Source organism: Mycobacterium sp., from assembly GCF_035603715.1.
Lineage (GTDB): Bacteria > Actinomycetota > Actinomycetes > Mycobacteriales > Mycobacteriaceae > Mycobacterium.
Map to the genome: position 1 here is coordinate 1 of NZ_DATNJW010000594.1, position 19,854 is coordinate 19,854.

General features: G+C 64.2%; 22 protein-coding genes. 12 read left to right on the plus strand and 10 right to left on the minus strand.

The window, feature by feature from the left end:
* The 3 genes from VN856_RS24340 to VN856_RS24350 all read right to left on the minus strand — a co-directional run.
* Positions 1–885 (minus strand): cation diffusion facilitator family transporter (locus VN856_RS24340; RefSeq protein WP_325694056.1); only part of this gene is annotated, 885 nt, incomplete at its 3' end.
* A gap of 125 nt (positions 886–1,010) precedes the next feature.
* Entirely contained in the window at positions 1,011–1,790 is a 780-nt protein-coding gene (locus VN856_RS24345) for a site-2 protease family protein (RefSeq protein WP_325694058.1), read from the minus strand.
* 9 nt (positions 1,791–1,799) lie between these two features.
* Positions 1,800–2,408, minus strand: a complete 609-nt coding sequence (locus VN856_RS24350; RefSeq protein WP_325694113.1) for a peptidase M50 — start codon at positions 2,406–2,408, stop codon at positions 1,800–1,802.
* Between the two features lie 108 nt (positions 2,409–2,516).
* Between VN856_RS24350 and VN856_RS24355 the strand changes: the two genes are divergently transcribed.
* From VN856_RS24355 to purT, 3 genes are all read left to right on the plus strand, one after another.
* Positions 2,517–3,815 (plus strand): adenylosuccinate synthase, encoded by a 1,299-nt coding sequence (locus VN856_RS24355; protein ID WP_325694061.1) that lies wholly within the window; start codon positions 2,517–2,519, stop codon positions 3,813–3,815.
* Positions 3,812–4,453 carry a PaaI family thioesterase gene (locus VN856_RS24360; protein ID WP_325694065.1) on the plus strand — a complete coding sequence of 214 codons (642 nt, stop codon included), beginning with the start codon at positions 3,812–3,814 and terminating at the stop codon, positions 4,451–4,453. Before VN856_RS24355 ends, VN856_RS24360 begins: the two co-directional genes overlap by 4 nt.
* Before the next feature lie 146 nt (positions 4,454–4,599).
* Positions 4,600–5,754 (plus strand): formate-dependent phosphoribosylglycinamide formyltransferase, encoded by a 1,155-nt coding sequence (gene purT / locus VN856_RS24365; protein WP_325694115.1) that lies wholly within the window; start codon positions 4,600–4,602, stop codon positions 5,752–5,754.
* Between the two features lie 210 nt (positions 5,755–5,964).
* Here purT and VN856_RS24370 read toward each other — a convergent pair whose 3' ends face one another.
* Positions 5,965–6,246, minus strand: a complete 282-nt coding sequence (locus tag VN856_RS24370; protein WP_325694068.1) for a hypothetical protein — start codon at positions 6,244–6,246, stop codon at positions 5,965–5,967.
* Positions 6,247–6,494: 248 nt separating this feature from the next.
* Here VN856_RS24370 and VN856_RS24375 point away from each other — a divergent pair, with 248 nt between their 5' ends.
* From VN856_RS24375 to VN856_RS24395, 5 genes are all read left to right on the plus strand, one after another.
* Positions 6,495–6,911 carry a rhodanese-like domain-containing protein gene (locus tag VN856_RS24375; protein ID WP_325694070.1) on the plus strand — a complete coding sequence of 139 codons (417 nt, stop codon included), beginning with the start codon at positions 6,495–6,497 and terminating at the stop codon, positions 6,909–6,911.
* The gene (locus VN856_RS24380; protein ID WP_325694073.1) at positions 6,908–8,140 is read left to right on the plus strand and encodes an O-succinylhomoserine sulfhydrylase; all 1,233 of its coding nucleotides are present in this window, start codon (positions 6,908–6,910) and stop codon (positions 8,138–8,140) included. The genes VN856_RS24375 and VN856_RS24380 overlap by 4 nt, the downstream gene beginning before the upstream one ends.
* Before the next feature lie 242 nt (positions 8,141–8,382).
* A complete protein-coding gene (locus VN856_RS24385; RefSeq protein WP_325694076.1) occupies positions 8,383–10,035 on the plus strand; it encodes a hypothetical protein in 1,653 nt (550 codons plus the stop codon).
* 95 nt (positions 10,036–10,130) lie between these two features.
* The gene (locus tag VN856_RS24390) at positions 10,131–11,285 is read left to right on the plus strand and encodes a cellulase family glycosylhydrolase (protein ID WP_325694079.1); all 1,155 of its coding nucleotides are present in this window, start codon (positions 10,131–10,133) and stop codon (positions 11,283–11,285) included.
* 17 nt (positions 11,286–11,302) lie between these two features.
* Complete coding sequence (locus VN856_RS24395; RefSeq protein WP_325694082.1) at positions 11,303–11,638, plus strand: YnfA family protein; 336 nt, start codon at positions 11,303–11,305, stop codon at positions 11,636–11,638.
* Here VN856_RS24395 and VN856_RS24400 read toward each other — a convergent pair whose 3' ends face one another.
* A complete protein-coding gene (locus VN856_RS24400; RefSeq protein WP_325694084.1) occupies positions 11,639–12,496 on the minus strand; it encodes an SDR family oxidoreductase in 858 nt (285 codons plus the stop codon).
* A gap of 328 nt (positions 12,497–12,824) precedes the next feature.
* Here VN856_RS24400 and VN856_RS24405 point away from each other — a divergent pair, with 328 nt between their 5' ends.
* Both VN856_RS24405 and VN856_RS24410 read left to right on the plus strand, forming a co-directional pair.
* Complete coding sequence (locus VN856_RS24405; RefSeq protein ID WP_325694087.1) at positions 12,825–13,619, plus strand: hypothetical protein; 795 nt, start codon at positions 12,825–12,827, stop codon at positions 13,617–13,619.
* 54 nt (positions 13,620–13,673) lie between these two features.
* Positions 13,674–13,895 carry a hypothetical protein gene (locus VN856_RS24410; protein WP_325694090.1) on the plus strand — a complete coding sequence of 74 codons (222 nt, stop codon included), beginning with the start codon at positions 13,674–13,676 and terminating at the stop codon, positions 13,893–13,895.
* A gap of 6 nt (positions 13,896–13,901) precedes the next feature.
* Here the strand turns inward: VN856_RS24410 and VN856_RS24415 are convergent, their stop codons facing one another.
* Both VN856_RS24415 and VN856_RS24420 read right to left on the minus strand, forming a co-directional pair.
* Positions 13,902–15,050: an acyl-CoA dehydrogenase family protein gene (locus VN856_RS24415; protein WP_325694093.1), complete on the minus strand. Its 1,149-nt coding sequence runs from the start codon at positions 15,048–15,050 to the stop codon at positions 13,902–13,904.
* A gap of 13 nt (positions 15,051–15,063) precedes the next feature.
* Positions 15,064–16,248 carry an acyl-CoA dehydrogenase gene (locus VN856_RS24420; protein ID WP_325694096.1) on the minus strand — a complete coding sequence of 395 codons (1,185 nt, stop codon included), beginning with the start codon at positions 16,246–16,248 and terminating at the stop codon, positions 15,064–15,066.
* A gap of 96 nt (positions 16,249–16,344) precedes the next feature.
* Between VN856_RS24420 and VN856_RS24425 the strand changes: the two genes are divergently transcribed.
* Positions 16,345–16,698 (plus strand): hypothetical protein, encoded by a 354-nt coding sequence (locus tag VN856_RS24425; protein WP_325694099.1) that lies wholly within the window; start codon positions 16,345–16,347, stop codon positions 16,696–16,698.
* Between the two features lie 30 nt (positions 16,699–16,728).
* On the opposite strand, the gene VN856_RS24430 is transcribed toward VN856_RS24425, so the two are convergent.
* Positions 16,729–17,148: a hypothetical protein gene (locus VN856_RS24430; protein WP_325694101.1), complete on the minus strand. Its 420-nt coding sequence runs from the start codon at positions 17,146–17,148 to the stop codon at positions 16,729–16,731.
* Between the two features lie 176 nt (positions 17,149–17,324).
* Here VN856_RS24430 and VN856_RS24435 point away from each other — a divergent pair, with 176 nt between their 5' ends.
* The gene (locus VN856_RS24435) at positions 17,325–17,774 is read left to right on the plus strand and encodes a MaoC/PaaZ C-terminal domain-containing protein (protein WP_325694104.1); all 450 of its coding nucleotides are present in this window, start codon (positions 17,325–17,327) and stop codon (positions 17,772–17,774) included.
* Positions 17,775–17,776: 2 nt separating this feature from the next.
* Here VN856_RS24435 and VN856_RS24440 read toward each other — a convergent pair whose 3' ends face one another.
* Positions 17,777–18,268, minus strand: a complete 492-nt coding sequence (locus VN856_RS24440) for a hypothetical protein (RefSeq protein WP_325694107.1) — start codon at positions 18,266–18,268, stop codon at positions 17,777–17,779.
* Positions 18,193–19,854: MMPL family transporter (locus tag VN856_RS24445; RefSeq protein WP_325694110.1), on the minus strand; the 1,662-nt coding region annotated here is incomplete at its 5' end. The genes VN856_RS24445 and VN856_RS24440, both read right to left, overlap by 76 nt.

Genomic DNA, 19,854 nt, shown 5'->3' on the forward strand with positions numbered 1-19,854 from the left:
GAAGCCGGCCACGCAGTCGCCGACGCTTTCCGGCGGCTCGATCTGAATGGTGGCGTGATCGAGGCCGCGTTCGGCCAGAATGGCCCGCGCGTCGCTGAGCACCCGCGCCGAGTTTTCGCAGCTGGTCAGGTGCGCGGTCACCATGTCCTTGCCCGGCACCAGCGTCCAGACGTGCAGATCGTGCACCTCCGTCACGCCGTCGACGGCCGCCAGCGCGGCGCGCAGGTCGTCGACGTTGATGTGGCTGGGCGACGATTCCGACAGGATCCGCAAGGCGGCTGCGGCCAGCGACAGCGCCCGGGGCAACACCCATAGCGCGACCAAAACGGCGACCACCACATCGGCGTAGGGCCAGTGCGTGGTGATCGTGACCACGCCGGCGATCAGCACACCGACGCTGCCGACCATGTCGGCGATCACCTCCATGTAGGCGCCCTTGACGGCCAGGCTCTGCGTCGAGTCCGACCGCAGCAGCAGCGCGACCGCCACATTGGTGGCCAGCCCCACCAGCGCCACGACGACCATCGGGATACCGGGCACCTCGGGTGCCTGGCCGATCCGCCCAATCGCCTCACGCAGGATCAGCGTCGCCACCCCGATCAGCAGTACGGCGTTGGCGACGGCGGTGAACACCTCGGCGCGATGCCAGCCGTACGTGCGGGCCGGCGACGTGCTGCCGCGCTGGGCGAGGATCACCGCGCACAAGCCCATGAAGGTGGCGGCGACGTCGGTCAGGATGTGCCCGGCGTCGGCCAGCAGCGAGATCGAGCCGATCGTCAGCGCGGTGGTCAGTTCGACGACGAAGAACCCGCCGAGCAGCGCGGTGGCTATCGCCAGTCTGGGTGCCGGGGTACCGGGGCTCGCATGATCATGGCCTGCACCCATAACCAGCAATATATGCGGAGTTACGCATGTATTGCAAGGGCGTCTGCACCGAGATCGACGCCGGCGCGGCCTTCTGTCGAACTTTCCCGCGTTGCCGTCGACTTCGGCGACACAGGACGGGGAGCTCAGAATCCGTGGCGCCAGAACTGCATGAGCCCGGCTCCGGCCTGCCACAACAACCGGGGCACTCCGGAAAGTTCGAAGACGAAGTCGACGAGCTCGAAAAACCAGTGGTTCAGCGGCGGCGCGAGCAGCAACAAAAACAGCAGCAGAAAACCGTACGGCTTGAACTGCGCCAGGGCTCGCTGGGTCTCTGGGCTCAGATGCGGCTCCAACGCGTTGTAGCCGTCCAAGCCGGGAATCGGCAGCAGGTTCAGCAGCAGCGCGGTGATCTGCAGGAAGCCCAGGAACGCCACCCCGGCCCACAAGACCGGATGTAGCGGGTCGAAGAAAAGATTGGTCACCTCGAGGAGCAGCACGGCCAACACCAGATTCGCCGCCGGACCGGCCAGGCTGACCAGCGTGCGTTGCTTGTTCGTCATGTACGACGTCCGTACATACACCGCGGCGCCCGGCAGGCCGATCCCGCCGATCGCGGTGATCGCGATGGGCACCACGATGGACCACACCGGACTGACGTAGCGCCGCGGATCCATGTCCAGGTAGCCCCGCAGCGCGATGTCACGATCGCCGGATCGCCAGGCAGTGAAGGCGTGCCCGAACTCGTGCAGGCACAGCGACACCACCCAGCCGGCGATCACGAAGATGAACACCGCGACGTAAGCCAGCGGCCCTACATTGTCGCCTACGAAATACGCTAGCGCGCCGCCCAATGCCGTCAGGCCGACGATGGCCCAGAAGATCGGGCTGGGCCGAACCGACTGATGCAGATCGCGGGCGCTCACGGAACGAAACTACCGGACCAGCAGCCAACCCTCGGTGTTCCGGTAGATCGTCGAGCGCCGTGCAACGCGTGGCGCGACCACACCATCGCGGACCACCGAGATGTCGATTCCACCCAGCTGCGCGGCCCGGCCGGTCAGCCAGCGGCGCGACCGGCCGCCCATCACGCGGGCGCGCAACCCGGGCAGCGCCGCCGTCGGCTCGATCCGGACACCCGGGACATCGCCGTCGAACAACACGTCGTCGTCGACAACGGCCTCGCCGTGCAGCACCGGCGTGTCGCCGCTCGGCCTCCATTCGGCTGCCCCGACGATCGCGGACCCGGTCTCGTCGCGAATCAGCGGTACCCGCTGCGCCGGTCGGCGCCGCGCCCGGCGGGCCGCTCGGCTGCCGGCAGGTAGGCGGTAGGCGCGGGTGGCCTGCGTGCGGCGGCGCGGAACGTATGCCACCTCGACGTTCAGCAGCTCGGCGCGCAGCAGCCGGGTCAGCACGGATGCAAGGTCGGCGTCAGCGCCGACCACCACCACCCGTCGCGCTGAGGCCAGCGAGGCGTCAATGTCGACGGGATCAATTACCCTCAGCCGCGTCAGCGATCGCGGCACGCGACGGCCATCGAACATCACTACGGCGATGTCAGGGTCGTTCACGGGCCTCCTCGCAAACAGCTGCGATAGTGTGGGTCACCGGCTGGACCACAATAAGCGGCAAAAATGAGTGGGAGAAACGCCATGCCGGCAATCGTCCTGATCGGCGCCCAGTGGGGCGACGAGGGCAAGGGCAAGGCCACCGACCTACTCGGCGGCCGCACCAAATGGGTGGTGCGTTACCAGGGCGGCAACAACGCGGGACACACCGTGGTGCTGCCCAGCGGCGAGAACTTCGCCCTGCATCTCATCCCGTCGGGCATCCTGACGGCCGGCGTCACCAACATCATCGGCAACGGCGTGGTGGTCGATCCGGGCGTGCTGCTCGACGAGCTGAAGGGCCTCGAAGATCGCGGCGTCGACACCTCGAAGCTGTTGATCTCGGCCGACGCACATCTGCTGATGCCCTATCACGTCGCCATCGACAAGGTGACCGAGCGCTACATGGGCAGTAAGAAGATCGGCACCACCGGCCGCGGTATCGGGCCGTGCTACCAGGACAAGATCGCCCGTATCGGGATCCGGGTCGCTGACGTGCTCGACGAGGAAATGCTGACCCACAAGATCGAAGCCGCACTGGAATTCAAAAACCAGGTGCTGGTCAAGATCTACAACCGCAAGGCGCTGGACGCGGGGCACGTCGTCGAGGCCCTGTTGCAGCAAGCGGAGAGTTTCAAGCACCGCATTGCCGATACGCGGCTGCTGCTCAACAACGCGCTGGAGGCCGGTGAGACTGTCCTACTGGAAGGCTCGCAGGGCACGCTGCTCGACGTCGACCACGGAACGTATCCCTATGTGACGTCATCGAATCCGACCGCCGGCGGCGCAGCCGTCGGCTCTGGCATCGGCCCGACCCGGATCACCACCGTGCTGGGAATCCTGAAGGCCTACACCACCCGCGTCGGCTCCGGCCCCTTCCCTACCGAACTGTTCGACGAGAACGGCGAATACCTGTCCAAGACCGGCGGCGAGTTCGGTGTGACTACTGGCCGGCGTCGCCGCTGCGGCTGGTTCGATGCCGTCATCGCCCGCTACGCCACCCGGGTCAACGGGATCACCGACTACTTCCTGACCAAGCTCGACGTGTTGTCCAGCCTCGAAACGGTCCCGGTCTGCGTCGGCTACCGCGTCGACGGCAAAGAGACGTCTGAGATGCCGATGACCCAAAGCGAGCTGCACCGCGCCGAACCGATCTACGAGGAACTACCCGGCTGGTGGGAAGACATCTCCGAGGCACGCGATTTCGACGACCTGCCGGCCAAGGCTCGTGATTACGTGTTGCGACTGGAAGAGCTTGGCGGAGCGCATATTTCGTGCATCGGCGTCGGTCCGGGTCGCGAGCAGACCATCGTGCGGCGTGACGTTCTTGCGGCCCGCCCATGACCGATCCCTCGCAGAGTCCAGAACAACTCGACCCCGACTACGACCATCACGGCGGCTTCCCGGAATACGGCGCCGCCAGCCCGGGCCCCGGGTTCGGCCGGTTCGTGGCAGCAATGCGGCGGTTGCAGGATCTGGCGGTGTCTGCCGACCCCAGCGACGATGTCTGGAATGACGCCGCCGAGCACGCCGAAGCCCTGGCTGATCAGCTCGCCCCGTTCAAGGCCCCCGAAGGCCAGGCCCCGGCGGGCCGTTCGCCGCAACTGCCCGGAATGGGCAGCCTGCTGCTACCGCCGTGGACGATGACCAGGTACGACCCCGACGGCGTGGAGATGCGCGGCCACTTCACCCGGTTCCACGTCGGCGGTAACGGTGCGGTGCACGGCGGTGTGCTCCCGCTGCTGTTCGACCACGTCTTCGGAATGGTCGTGCACGCCGCTGCCCGGCCGATCAGCCGCACCGGCTTCCTGCACGTCGACTACCGCAAGATCACCCCGATCGACACGCCGTTGACGGTCCGGGGTCACGTGGCGGCGACGGAGGGCCGCAAGGCCTTTGTCCGCGGCGAACTGCTCGACGGCGACACGCTGCTGGCCGAGGCCAACGGCTTGATGGTGCGGCTGCTACCCGGCCAGCCGTAGGGGCTGCGAACTGCGCGACGTCGGTCACACGAGCAGCGCACCTATCCTTGAGCAGCGTAACTAGGGAGAAGGTGGAACCGGTGGCTGACGTCAGGCCGCAGAACGAGTTGACTCACGCGCACCGCGATGGCCGCGGGCCGACGGTGATGCTGCTGGGGTCCGGAGAGTTCAGCCGCGAGCTGGCGATCGCGCTGCAGCGGCTGGGCGCGCACGTGATCGCCGCCGAGCGGTACGCCGATGCGCCGGCGCATGGCGTGGCCGACCAGGCACTGGTGGTCAACATGACCGACGCCGACGAGCTGGGTGCCGCGATCAGACGGCTACAGCCGCAATTCGTGGTGACGGCCTCCGACGTCGTCGCGACGGACGCATTGCTCGCAGCGGCCGAAGCCGGTACCGCCGAGGTGGTGCCCACCCCGCACTGCGCCAGGCTCACCGCCGACAGGGAAGGCATGCGCCGGCTGGCCGCCGACGAACTGGGCCTGCCCACCGCTCCGTTCTGGTTCGCGGGTTCGCTCGACGAGCTGCGCGCCATCGCCGACCACGCCGGTTACCCGTTGCGCGTGCAACCGGTGGCTGCCGTCGGCGGCGAAGGGCAGTCCGTGGTCCTGCTGCCAGGCGATCTCGAGTCGGCCTGGCAGCGTGCAGTTTCCGCCGGTGGCCGACTGGCCCACAGCCGGGTGGTGGCCGAAACTCTGGTCGAGATCGACTTTCACGTCACTCTGCTGACGGTGCGCAGCATCGGGCCGACGGGGCCGACGCTCGACTTCTGTGCGCCGATCGGTCATGGCGAGGCCATTGGTGACGTGCAGGAGTACTGGCAGCCGCAGGACATGACCCCCGCCGCACTCGATGCGGGCAGGTCGATCGCGGCCCGGATCGTTAAGGCGCTGGGTGGCCGCGGTGTGTTCGGGGTGGAGTTGATGGTCCGCGGGGACGAGGTCTACTTCAGCGACGTCACCGCCCGGCCGTTCGAGAGTGGCCTGGTGACCACGCGCACCCAACGACTCTCGGAATTCGAGCTGCAGGCCCGCGCCATCCTGGGACTTCCGGTCGACACGATCATGATTTCGCCCGGCGCCGCGGAGGTGATCTACGCGGGCGGTGCAGTCCAGGGTCCGCATTCCGGTGGTGCGCTCGCCGATGCGCTGCGCAGGCCGGAAAGCGACGTGCGGGTGTTCAGCCACGACGCCTCCGAAGCTCGGCGCCCGTTGGGGGCCGCCGTCGTCACCGCCGCCGACGTGACCGCTGCGCGCAGCCACGCGCGCGAGGTGTCGACCGCGCTGCGACGGCTCTGGTAGCCCGCCGCGGCGTCGAGGCCAGAAGCTTCCGCTACGCAGGAGATCTCACACCTGACTGTCAAGACAGAATCGAGACAAGGTCGAGACAGCAGAGCTGTGAGCTGCGGAAACGGTAAGCATGGAACATGTGCTCGACACCCTGACCGACCAAACGAGTGAAGAAACCATGTGCGGAATCGCTTCGGCGCGGGTGCGCCGCCGCGCGTGCTTTTAGTTCGTGCCGGGTTTGAGCGCCCCCGCCAACAGCCTCTCAACTGCCGACTGGGCTTTAACGCGGGCGTCGTCAAGATCTGTTGACCTACTGGCCATGCTGGCGAACAGCGCGGCAACCCTGGCGGTGCGTATTGCGATCTCACGCCAACGTTCGGGGGAATGGCCGACCTCGTCGGCGATGACTTCAATCGAATGGCTGCGCGCTTCTTTCTCGGCGTCGGGGTCCAGCGACGCCAGGATGAGTCGCAGCGCAACGACACCGTCAGCGGAGTCAGTCATTTAGCTAGCGTATCCCGGAGCGACAAGGGTCAGTCAGGTCTCGTGCAAAGGTCTTAGACCGGGCGCTCCGAACCCCGCGCCGCTGCTGTCATGCTGTGCGGCCGCGCCGACCCGGCGTTCGTCGTCTGCTGCTTCGCTCTGGGTCGGGAACATCGTTCAGCCACCATTAGGCTGCTTGTCATGCACGGATATTCGGGCGGGAAATGCGTCCTCCGGGGTGTGCAAAACCACAGGTCAGGGGCTATGTCATGAGTCGATACGCAGGAGATATCACCCCCGAGCAGGCATGGAAGATGCTCAGCGAGAACCCTGAGGCGGTTCTGGTCGACGTACGCACCGACGCCGAATGGCGCTTCGTCGGAGTGCCCGACCTGGCCAGCCTGGGCCGCGATGTCGTGTACATCGAATGGAACGCTTCCGACGGCAAGCCCAACGAAAACTTCGTGGCCGAACTGTTGGAGCACGTTCCGGCCCGCGACGATCGCCCGGTGGTGTTCCTGTGTCGCTCGGGCAACCGCTCGATCGGGGCGGCCGAGGCCGCCACCGAGGCCGGCATAGCCCCGTCCTACAACGTGCTCGACGGTTTCGAGGGTCAACTTGACGGCGACAGTCATCGCGGCGGAAGAGGCTGGCGGGCAATCGGTTTGCCGTGGAAGCAGACATGACTGACGAGCCCAAGCAGGTGCCGTCGGTCCGCACGCCATTACAGCTGCCCGACGGCGTCAGCCAGGCCACAATCGGTGTGCGCGGCGGCATCTTGCGGTCGCAGTTCGAAGAGACCGCCGAAGCCATGTATCTGGCGTCCGGCTACGTCTACGGCTCGTCTGCCGAGGCCGAGCAGGCCTTCACCGGCGAAGTCGATCGCTACGTCTACTCGCGGTACGGCAACCCGACGGTCAGCATGTTCGAGGAACGCCTGCGCCTGATCGAGGGTGCCCCCGCGGCATTCGCCACCGCGAGCGGGATGGCGGCGGTCTTCACCTCGCTTGGTGCGTTGCTGGCGGCCGGTGACCGGCTGGTCGCCGCGCGCAGCCTGTTCGGGTCGTGTTTCGTGGTGTGCAGCGAGATCCTGCCGCGGTGGGGCGTCGAGACTGTGTTCGTCGACGGCGACGACCTATCTCAGTGGGAGAAGGCGCTTTCCGTGCCTACCCAGGCGGTGTTCTTCGAGACGCCGTCGAATCCGATGCAATCGTTGGTCGACATCGCCGCCGTCACCGAGCTCGCGCACGCGGCTGGGGCGAAAGTCGTGCTGGACAACGTTTTTGCGACTCCGCTTCTGCAGCAGGGCTTTCCGCTCGGTGTCGACGTGGTGGTCTACTCGGGTACCAAGCACATCGACGGGCAGGGCCGAGTGCTCGGTGGGGCTATCCTCGGCGACAAGGAATACATCGACGGCCCGGTGCAGAAGCTGATGCGTCACACCGGGCCCGCAATGAGCGCCTTCAACGCCTGGGTGATGCTGAAAGGCCTTGAGACGTTGGCAATTCGGGTCGACTACCAGAACGCGTCGGCGCAGCGGATCGCCGAATACCTGGAAGGCCACTCCGCGGTGCGGTGGGTTCGCTACCCGTTTTTGACGTCGCACCCGCAGTACGACCTGGCCAAGCGGCAGATGTCCGGCGGCGGCACGGTGGTGACCTTCGAGCTCGACGTCCCTGACAGTGCGGCCAAGCAGCGAGCTTTCGAGGTACTGGACAAACTGCAGTTGATCAACATCTCCAACAACTTGGGGGACTCGAAATCCCTTGTCACCCACCCGGCGACGACAACCCATCGCGCAATGGGGCCCGAAGGACGTGCGGCTATTGGGTTGGGCGACGGGGTAGTTCGCATCTCGGTGGGGCTGGAGAGCACCGATGACCTGATTGCCGACATCGACAGGGCTTTGAGCTAGGAGTCCGCTGAGAGTTTCCTGGTCATCGGCAATCTGCATGTCCGACAATCGATGTTGGCGCGATGGTTGCTCGTTACGCCGTTATTCATCTTGCCGTTGTTTAGTCTTCTCAGTCGATTTGGTCTGCTAAGAAGCTTCGGCGGGATAGTAACGACACAGCGAGTACGGTCGATACCCAGAACGACGGTGCGTATCGCAGCGTCTACCCCTGACTGCACTGGGCCAGATATGGAGTGACCTGAGTGATATCGTGCATCAGCCGGCCGCGGACGTCACCTCATCCGCTGACCGGCAATTTCTATGAATGGGCCGTCGTGGTCGATGGTGACGAAATTCCCTGGCAGAGCTACGCGGGCCCACTGAGATTCGACGAAACCGACTTCGCCATCGCGACGCGCAAGCTGCTGTCGATCGAACCCGAGGAGCTCCCCGAGCTGGTCGGCGAGCATGTCGAATTCTCGTCGCCAAGCGAGGAACAGCCGCGTCTGATGGTGCATTCGACCACGCCGTACGCCAGCAGCTTCGAAACCGATCTCACCGCGATGGTGGAGGGGCGGCCGCTATTGGACCTCACCACGTATGTGGAGACTCGCGGACTCTACCTTGCCCGCAGTGGCGATCTCGTTGTCGGACGGACGCTGCCATGGCGGCGCGGTGCCGCGCCGAGCGGCGTTGAGCGCCTGGTACTTCCGGATGCGGACTACTACTACATGTCTCAGGCGCTGCTGCGTCGCGCGGTCGACGGTGGCGACCGCGATCCGGTGATGCGCCAGATCATCGAGTTTCTGCGAGAGAACCCTTCAACGGTGGTGTGCCCGTATGACTTTGAACCCGAGTTCCAGCTATTCGTGACGTGGTTGGCCCGGATCACCGGGCTTGGCCGAATCCGCGTCGACGCCAACGATTCTCGCCTGGGGGTGTGGAACCGTAAGCGCATGCTGCATCCGACGGTCGGGGCCGCATTGAGTCTGGAGAGCCAGGTGGCCGGCCAGCCGGGCGCAGTCATTTTGGAGCACGAGCACCGGGCGAGCGAGGCGTTCAAAGTCCTGCAAACAGCCATTCCCGTGCTACCCGGTTATGCGGTTACGTGGCAAGAGGATTGCGAAGATTTCGTTCGCGATCTTCTTCGGGCGGGCGACCTCCTGCAGGACCGGTACGGGCTGTCGCGTGCTTGCTTGAAGCCGTCCGAAGGCGCCAACGGCGGCCGGATCGTGCCGAATATCGAACTCGACGACACCCGGCGTCTCGAGGAGCTTGCGACCGCCGCGTGGAAGTTGGGCGGTGACCAAGTCCTCGAAGCGCACGTCACCTACTTCGAAAAAGAAGTCGGCGGTGAACGGATCCTGACCACACCGTCAGCCCATGTGCGCTCGGGCACGCTGCTGGACGGTCTGACTTTGCAGTTCATGCGCGGCACGTCGTGGAAGGGCAACATCTACCTGAGCGCCGCGGACTGGGAAAACCTGGGTCTGGACCCGGGCCTCTACATCGGGCTGCGAAAGACGATGACCGAACTCCATCAACGACTGGGTTTGCTGCACTGCGGCATCGACTTCGCCGTCGGCACGGTGGGCGGCGTTTTCGGCGACACGGTGGTGGCCGCTGTTCAGGACATCAACCCGAAAGTCACCGGTGCCCTGTTCTTACGCGAGTTCATGGCGCGCCATCCCGAGATCGGCGTCGGGGCTGCGACACGCGTGCTCAGTCCCGAGGCGACGGAAAGCGCCGAGAACATCCGCTCGCTGGTGTCGGAATTCTGCACGGCCGAACAGCCTTGCGAGGAGGTCGCCGTCGTGCCGGGCCGGTGGGCGATGATCGCAACCGCGGGGCCGACGTCGGTATCGGCCGGAGCGCAAGCGTTGACCCTGGAGCGGATGCTTGCCACGTCGCGGTGATGTGATGACGGCGAGATAACAATTGCCACAACAAAGTATCGCGACGCGCGGAATGAATACCGGGAACAGCGGCGCGCTCAACTTATCGTCAGTTCGTGTACCGCCGAACGGTTCTGAAACTGCCGTTGATGCTTGCTGCCGGCACTGCTCTGGCGTCATCTCCGCGCGCCTCCGCTGAGCCACCCCGCGCCTCTGCCGAGTCGAGTCGGTGGTCGGCCGACCGAGCCAACCGTTGGTACCAAGCCCAGGGCTGGCCCGTCGGCGCGAACTTCATCACGTCCACCGCGATCAATCAGCTCGAGATGTTCCAGCCGGGCACCTACGACCCACGGCGTATCGACACCGAATTGGGTTGGGCCCGGCTACACGGACTCAACTCGGTACGGGTATTCCTGCACGATCAGCTGTGGGCTCAGGACTCCCGCGGCTTTCAAACGCGTCTGGCGCAATTCGTCAACATCGCGTCACGTCACCGGATCAAACCGCTCTTCGTGCTCTTCGATTCCTGCTGGGATCCGTTCCCCAAACTCGGCCAACAGCATGCACCGACGCCCGGCGTGCACAACTCCGGCTGGGTGCAGAGCCCCGGGGCCGAGCGCATCGATGACAAGCGCTACACCCGCACCCTGCAGGACTACGTCACCGGCGTGATGACCCAATTCCGCAACGACGATCGGGTTTTGGGTTGGGACGTGTGGAACGAACCTGACAATCCCGCACCGCAATACCGCAGCGTCGAGCGCGGCGACAAACTCGAACGGGTCGCCGATCTGCTCCCTCAGGTCTTCAACTGGGCCCGTGCCGCCGATGCGCGTCAACCGCTGACCAGCGGCGTGTGGGACGGCGAATGGGCAGATCCAGGTAGCCGCACAACAATCCAGAACATTCAGCTCGCCAACTCCGACGTGATCAGCTTTCACTCGTACGCCGGGCCGTCGACGTTCGAGTCCCGCATCGGTGAGCTCGCCCCCCATGGACGCCCCATCCTGTGTACCGAATACATGGCCCGCCCGCAGGGCAGCACCATCGAGAGCATCTTGCCAGTTGCCAAGCGGCACAATGTCGGTGCGATCAACTGGGGTTTGGTCGCGGGCAAGACGCAGACCTACTTCCCGTGGGACTCGTGGAACCACCCGTATTCGTCGGTCCCGAAGGTGTGGTTTCACGATCTGCTGCGGCCGGATGGAACTGCGTTTCAGGGCATCGAGTCTCAGACCATCAGAACCCTGAGCGCCTCGACGGCCGGTTAGGGCCCTACGCTGATTGGGTGACTGTCGTAAGGTCGATCCTGCTGTTTGCGGTGGCGGCGGTGCTGGAGATCGGTGGCGCGTGGCTGGTCTGGCAGGGCATCCGCGAACATCGCGGCTGGATCTGGGCGGGCCTCGGGGTGATTGCGTTGGGCGCCTACGGCTTTGTCGCGACTTTTCAACCCGATTCGCAGTTCGGCCGGGTGCTGGCCGCATACGGTGGCGTGTTCGTCGCCGGATCACTGGCCTGGGGCATGGCGCTGGACGGTTTTCGGCCGGACCGCTGGGACATCATCGGCGCGGCGGTGTGCCTGGCCGGCGTCGGGGTGATCATGTACGCGCCGCGCGGGCGCTGATCACTCCTTGCGCTCCACAACCCCCGTCGCGTGCTGCGCGCGATCTTCGTAGGTCCGGCGAGCGGCGGTGTCGAGGTTGAGGAACACCGCATCGGTGCCCGTCTTCTTGCTGAGCCAGCGGCGACCGCGGTCCGGCAGCAGGGTGAACACGGCGGCAAATGATTTACCCCAACTAGGCACCGACACCCGAGATTTCGGCTTGTCGAGCACCTTGACGATCGCTGCGGCGATGTCGGACGGCTCGACCGGCTTCTGCGCGGCCGACGGCGACGTTCCCGAGATCAGTTCGGTGTTGGTGAAGGTCGGCAGGACCGCGGTGACCTTGACACCCTGCGGGGCGAATTCGTCGGCCATCGCGGTGGAGAGCCCGACGACTGCGAATTTTGTTCCGGCGTAGATGATCTGACCGGGCACGGCGACCATCCCGGCCAGTGATGCGATGTTGATGATGTGCCCGTTGCGGCGCTTCACCATCTCCGGCAGCACCAGCTGACAACCGGTGAGCACTCCGTAGAAATTCACCTCGATCGACGAGCGGATGGCCTGCGCCGACTGCTCGAGAAACGGACCAACCGGCATCACACCGGCGTTGTTGATCAGCACGTCGATGTGTCCGCCGCCGTCGGCACGGGCCTTGTCGAGAAAAGCCGCGAACGATTCCTTGTCGGTCACGTCCAGAGGATGACCGGTCACCTGCCCCAGACTGCTGATGCCGGCGACTGCGCTCTCGAGCACACCTAGGTCCCGGTCGCCGATGACCACGCGGGCACCGCGCGCCAGCAGCGCTTGCGCGGTCGCGTACCCGATGCCGCGGGCAGCGCCGGTGATGACGATGGTCTTGCCCCTGATGTTGTCCATTCGACGGACTTTACAGGTGTCAAGTCTGGTGCGGAACCAACCTTCGGCGCCGCGCAGGGACGCCGCGTGAAGGCGTTGTGGCCGGCGTAGAGGGTCGACCTGCCGGGGTACTCCTCGCTGGTCGCCGCGTACGCGCGCGCCACCGCGCCGCTAGGCCGGCCCGTTTTCATACTTAATCCTCAGCTTTTGTTCGGATAACCAGTCCCGATGACTGCCTATTGTGCTGTCGAATATCGTCTGGTATTTCTATAAGAAGAAACGATACTAAACGAATGAAACAGACCAGCTTTACCCAACGCGCAGTCTGGTACCAGTCGAGAGGAGACCGATGAAACCCGCAACCCTGGGCTCACCGGTCGGAGGCTTTTCGCTGGGCCAGGGCTTTAGCTGGCCTGACCGCGACATTGACGGCACGCTCATTGTTTCCCAGCCGGCCGCCGACCCCGAACTGTGGGCCGAGTACGCGGCGGGCGCCGTTCGGAGTTACCGCAAGCGTGGCGTGGAATGCGCCCTCGACGTCGACGCGCTGCGCGACGGGCACGACACCATCATGTTCTGCGCCGTGGTCGACGATGCCGGACAGGTGGTCGGTGGACTGCGGGCCAAGGCACTTCGCTCCGCCGACGACTCGCATGCGGTCGCTGAGTGGGCGGGCCAGCCCGGTCAGCAAGACGTCCGGCAGATGATCGCCGACCGGGTGCCGTACGGCGTTCTGGAAATGAAGGCCGGTTGGGTTACCGATGCTGCCGGCCGTAATCCGTTTCTTACCAGCGCGTTGGCGCGCAGCGGCTTCTACATGATGGTCATCCTCGATTTCCAGTACCTCATGTGCACCGCCGCGACGGCGATCCTGAACACCTGGCGTTCCTCCGGACCAGTGGTGGCGGCCATTCCGGCGACGCCCTACCCCAATGAGCACTACCGAACCAAGCTGCTGTGGTGGAACCGGCGCGATTTCTTCAACCACGCGCAACCGAACCAGCTCACCAAGATCGTCAGCGAGACAAAGGATTTGATCCACGAGCAATTTCGTCGGGGTCAGATCGGCACGGGGCTTTCCGGCTTGCTCCCCGTCAGCCTGGCAAAGCCAGTCCGGTCGAGTGACTGCGAGGTGGCCTCATAGTCGTGTCCTCATCCAGCGCCCATGTCCAGCCCGAAAACTTACAGAGGTAGAACAATGGAAAACAACTCAGAACCCGTATGGATCATGTTCATCACCGACACCGAAACCCGGGACAAGCTCCTCAAATACGGCAGCGGGTCGCAGTGGGAAGTGGATGCCTCCACCGCCGCGGCGATGATTTTGGTCGGAGCCGCGGTGCGGATGCCCTCCCCGGTGGAGACACTGCCCGTGCCCGGCGTTAACGGGATGTCGATGATTACCCGCGAAAGCGCCTGAGCGACTTCAGATCCCGAGATCCTTGGCGATAATCGTCTTCATGATCTCGGTGGTCCCGCCGTAAATCGTCTGGATGCGAGCGTCGACGAAAGCGCGCGAGACCGGGTATTCCCGCATGTACCCGTATCCGCCATGCAGTTGTAAGCAGCGGTCGGCGGTGCGAACCTGAAGTTCGGTGGTCCACCATTTCAGCCGCGCGGCCCGGGCCGCGGTCAACTCCCCGGCGAGGTGTTCGGCGATGCAGTCGTCGAGATAGGTACGTGCGACATCGATCTCGGTCGACAGCTCGGCGAGCACGAATTGAGTGTTCTGCAAGCCGGAGATGGGGGAGCCGAACGCGTTTCGCTGTTTGACGTAGCCGAGGGTTTCGGCCATCACCCCCTCGGCCGCCGCCACCGCGCCGACAGCCAGCGACAGCCGTTCCTGGGGCAGGTTGTTCATCAGTTGATAGAAGCCCCGCCCTTCTTCGCCGAGTAGGTTCTCGACGGGAACCCGCATGTCGGTGAAGCTGAGCTCGCTGGTGTCCTGGGCGTGCAGACCGATCTTCTCCAAGTTCCGGCCGCGGCTGAAGCCCGGGGTTTCCGGCTCGACTACCAGCAGCGACAACCCCTTGTGCCGATCGGGCGAGGTGCGCACCGCGACGACGAACAAGTCACCGGTCTGCCCGTTGGAAATAAAGGTCTTCGCGCCGTTGACCACGTAGTGGTCGCCGTCTCGCACTGCGGTGGTGCGGATCCCCGCCAGGTCGCTACCGGCGCCGGGTTCTGTCATCGCGATGCCGATCACCGTCTCGCCGGTGACCACACCGGGCAACCATCGTCGCTGCTGTTCGGCTGTCGTCAGTTCGGTGAGATAGGGCAGCACGATGTCGTTCTGCAGTGACAACGCGATCGCCTCGGCGGCCGCGCCGGCCCGCTGGAGTTCGTCCACGACGATCGCGTTGTAGCGGAAATCGTCGACACCTGGCCCGCCGAACTCCTCGGGAACCGAAAATGCCAGCAGCCCAAGCTTGCCGGCCTCGGTGAACAGCGAACGATCCAGGCAGCTGGCCTTCTCCCACTGCTCGTGGGCCGGGACAACAGTCTGCTGCACAAAGTCGTGAACCATTTCGCGGAACTGCCGGTGCTCGGAGGTGTACTCCAGCCGTGCGCTCATTCAGATGCTCCTGTCAGCGAAAGGCGTCGATGCCGGTGAAGGCCTGACCCAGGATTAGTTGGTGCATTTCCGGAGTCCCCTCGTAGGTAAGCACCGATTCCAGGTTGACCATGTGCCGGATCACCGGATACTCCAGCGATATCCCGTTGCCGCCCAATATGGTTCGCGCCGTGCGGCAGATCTCGATCGCTTCCCGGGTGTTGTTGAGCTTGCCGAAGCTGACCTGCTCGGGTCGCAGACCCACGCTGTCCTTGAGTCGCCCCAGCTGCAGCGCCAGCAGCAGACCCTTGTGCAATTCGACGGCCATGTCCACGAGTTTGGCTTGGGTCAGCTGGAATCCGGCGATCGGACGGCCGAATTGGGTGCGTTGTCCGGCGTAGTCCAGCGCAGCCTGCCACGCGGATCGCGCGGCGCCCATCGAACCCCAGATGATGCCGTAACGCGCCTCCGACAGACACGACAGCGGACCTTTGAGCCCCTTCACCTCGGGCAGCATCGCGTCGTCGGGCAGGCGGACGTCGTCGAGCACCAGCTCGCTGGTGATCGACGCCCGCAGCGAGAGCTTGTGGTGAATGGTGTTGGCGGTAAACCCGGGCGTCTTGGTGGGGACGACAAAGCCGCGCACGCCGTCGTCGGTGACCGCCCAGACGATCGCCACGTCGGCGACCGACCCGTTGGTGATCCACATCTTGCGGCCGTTGAGGATCCAGTCCGACCCGTCGCGCCGCGCCCGGGTGGTCATCGAAGCCGGATCGGAGCCGGCATCGGGTTCGGTCAGGCCGAAGCAGCCGAGCAGTTCGCCGGCGGCCATGCCGGGCAGCCACTGTTGCTTCTGTTCTTCGGAGCCGAATCGCCAGATCGCGAACATGGCCAGCGACCCCTGTACCGAGACCATCGACCGGATGCCGGAGTCGGCGGCCTCCAGTTCGGTACACGCCAGCCCGTAGTGCACCGACGACGCGCCGCCGCACCCGTAACCCTCCAGGTGCATGCCGAGCAATCCCAGCTGACCGAAGTGCTTGGCCAGGTCGCGGACCGGGAGATCGCCGATCTCGAACCACTCCGCGACGTGCGGGATGACGTGCTCGGCGCAGAACTGACGGACCGTGTCACGCACTGCGACCTCGTCGTCGGACAGTGAGCTGTCCAGGCCGAGCGGGTCCTGTGGATTGAAGTCGGGAAGTGTGCCAGTGCTCATGGGCTCATCCTGCCACCGTGGGGAAGCGGAATCGTCGGCGTTGGCGTCCGTTCGGGCTTAGGCTTCCGTGGGGGGCTTCAGCTTGGAGGAAGAGTCATGCCCCCACTACTGCGCTTGTCGGCCGTGTTGATCGCAGTGGTCGCGCTGGCCCCGCCGGCGGTCGCCGATCCGCTCGACCCGATCCCGGGCAATGGTTTCTTTGTCGTCGGACCCGACATCGCACCGGGCCTGTACCGCACGGGCGGGTCGGGATCGACCTTTGGTGTGTGGATCAACAACGTGCCAACCCAGGACTCAATGTGTTCGTGGTTCACCTACAGCACACCCGATGCGGCCAAGGATCATGTCCTGCAGACCAACACTTCGGTCGGTCCGATGTTCGCGAACATCAATACGGGGGTCAAGGCTTTCGAGTCGCATAACTGCCAGGACTGGAGACGGGTCCCCTGAGCACGTCAATGCCGTTCAGTCACAGCAGAATTAGTCGCAGCTGACGCACACCCCGGTGAGCGACAACTGCATGCCGCAGGTGCAGAATTTTCCCTCACGCCGAACATCGCCGGACCGCTTGCCGCCCAGGCGCACCCGATTCTCCGGGTGCTCGACGTACCAGGTGCCCGTTCGCGAGCTGGGTCCGCGCCCGGCGCCGCTGTCCGCGACACCGGCGATTTCTTGTTCGGTGATGAAGCCCGTCGTGTACCCGTGGTAGATGTGCAGATCGGGCAGACCGTCACGCCTCTTCGCCACGATGTATGGCTTGTCAGGACTGACGACCGCACGGTATTCGGCGATGCCGATTGCAGCGGTGACTCGACGGATGAATTGGTGATTTTCTGTCGGGATGTGTGCCTCCGCCATGGCCGCGAGCAGCGAGTCGGGCGGTTGGTCTGTGGTGGTCACGTTATTCAACGATAACCGGGTGGGCAGATGACGTCGGAGGCCCGCACCGCCGCGAGGCAACTCTTCAGCAGCCTTTAGTCGCACGGCTGGCAGTGATTAACACTCTGAACATCTCGCGGACAGAATTCGCTAACTATATAATATTTCAGTCAGACGGGTAACGGCGGAGGGTCACGATGGCTACCGAACTTTGGTTGGACGATCTTCACGTCGGGCATCGATTTTCTACCGATGTCTACGACCTCACCGCCGACGACATCATCGAATTCGCCACCAAGTGGGACCCCCAACCGTTTCACCTGAGCGACGAGACTGCCCACGACACCTTCTTTCATGGGCTCGCGGGCAGCGGCTGGCATACCGCCGCCATCACGATGCGCCTGCTCGTCACGTCAGGAATTACGCTGGCGCGCGGCATCATCGGCGCGGGCGTCGAGGTCGCCTGGCCTACCGCAACGCGACCGGGTGACCGACTCCACGTCGAGGGCGAAGTCGTCGACGTGCACACGTCCAAGTCGAGTCCCAACCGCGGGTTTGTCACCATCGCTTACGACACCCTGAACCACGACGGCGAGGTACGACAAAGCAGCAAGGTGCGACTGCTGGCGTTCGCCAAACCGCGGTAAAGCTATTTGTCTATGCGGCTTTTCAGCCGCGAACTCAGAAACATCCGCATGGTCAGGTTGGTCGACGTGATGATCGGGATCACGCCGAGGAATGTGCGTTCGGAGGGCTGGGCGCCGTGAAGATGCTCGAGGCTACCGAAAATGTAAAACAGTCCCATCGTCATGAAGGCGGCCGGAATCGAAAACGCGATCAGGGGCCTGCGGGCGTCAACGACTTGCGTGGCAAGCGGTTTCTCATAGTCCTGCAACGATTCACGTTTACGTAGTTTCGCCAGCACGGTCGGCACGGCGTTGACTTCGTTGGTCAGCGGCACTGGTGTGCGGCGCAAGATCCGCATGACGTACACGGTGGCGCAGGTGGCAAGCACCACTTCGAGCGCGAGCGTAATCGCTGTCAGGTAGTTCCATAATCCCCAGCTCAATATCTTGCTCCTGTCAGTCCAGGCTGCGGCTGTAGCGGGCGCGAACGCACCAGAGTTGGCCACCAGAACCACTTTCCGAGGATGGTGACGATCGACGGCACCACGAACGACCGCACGATCAATGTGTCGAGCAGCAGACCGATGCACACCGTGGACCCGAGCTGGCCGATGGTTCGCAGATCGCTGGCCAGCATGGCCAACATGGTGAACGCGAACACCAAACCCGCCGAAGTCACCACGCCACCGGTGCTTCCCAGTGCGCGAATCAGCCCGGTATGCAATCCGGCGTGAACCTCTTCTTTGACTCGGGCGATCAACAGCAGGTTGTAGTCCGACCCCACCGCCACCAAGATGATGAACGACAGCGGCAATATCAGCCAGTGCAGCGGCAGTCCGATGAGGTGTTGCCAGAAGAGCACCGAAAGCCCGAACGCCCCGCCGAACGAAAAGGCCACCGTGGCCGGAATGACAAAGGCAGCGATCAAACTTCGTGTCAGGAACATCATGATCAAGAAGATCAACACGAAGGCCGCGATCGCCGCTATCAGCAGATCAGATGCGGCGTATTGCTTGATGTCTGTGTTGTTCGACGCCGAGCCACCGATATAAACCTTCGCGCCGGCCAGCGAGGTCTCCTTCAGGATCGTCGTGATCGCCGTCGGGAACTGTTCGACATGCTGCACCCCCTCTGGGCCCATCGCATTGCCCTCGTGGGTGACGATAAACCGCGCCGCCTTGCCGTCGGGCGACATCATCAGTTGCATACCGGTTTTGACGTCTTCGTTGTCGAATCCCTCGTGCGGAATGTAGAAGAAGTCGTCGCTGCGCGCCCGATCGAAGTCGTTACCGACATTGATCGAGTCATCGAAGGTCTGCTCGGTCTGGATGGTCTGCAGATCCGCCGACCCGTAGGAGTTGACCAGCTTGGCTCGCAGGGCTTCGGTGTCGTCGGCGGTGGCTTTGAGTTGGGCGATGATGGGCGGGAACGCCTTATCGACCTCCTGCAGCGAGATCTTGGCGCTGTTGATGTCTTCGGCCAAGTGGTCGATGTGGTCGATGGTGTCCCACACCGATCTGAGCGCCCAGCAGATCGGTATGTCGAAACAGTGCTTGTCCCAATAGAAGTAGCTCTTGATCGGCCGAAAGAAGTCGTCGAGATTGGAGATCTCCTCGTTCATCTCGTTGGTGATCTTCTCGAGGTCCTCGATGGTGAGCACGGTGCTGTGGATCTCGTCGGACACTTTCTGGAAGAAGCCGATCTCGCGGCGCAGCACCTCGACCGAGTGCTTCTGGATGTCCGCCTGCTGATCGGTGTTCATGTTCTGTTCCCTGTTGAAGGGGAGCTGCTGGCCGTTTCCACTCCCTTGAGTGGTGAACAAATACGGGATGGTCGCGTGTTCCAGGGGCCGGCCCAACGGTCGGGTGATGCTCTGCACCATGGCCACGCCCGGCAGCCGGATCAGGGCTTTCGCGACACGGTCCAGCGAGATGAAATCGGCAGAGTTGCGCATGTCGTGGTCGGTCTCGACCATCAACATCTCGGAGAACAGCTTGCTGGGCGGGAAATGGCGGTCGGCGGCCGCGAAGCCTTTCTTCGCCGAGGCCGACGCCGGCTGGTACTGCCGGTCGTCGTAGTTCTGCTTGTATGACGGCACGAA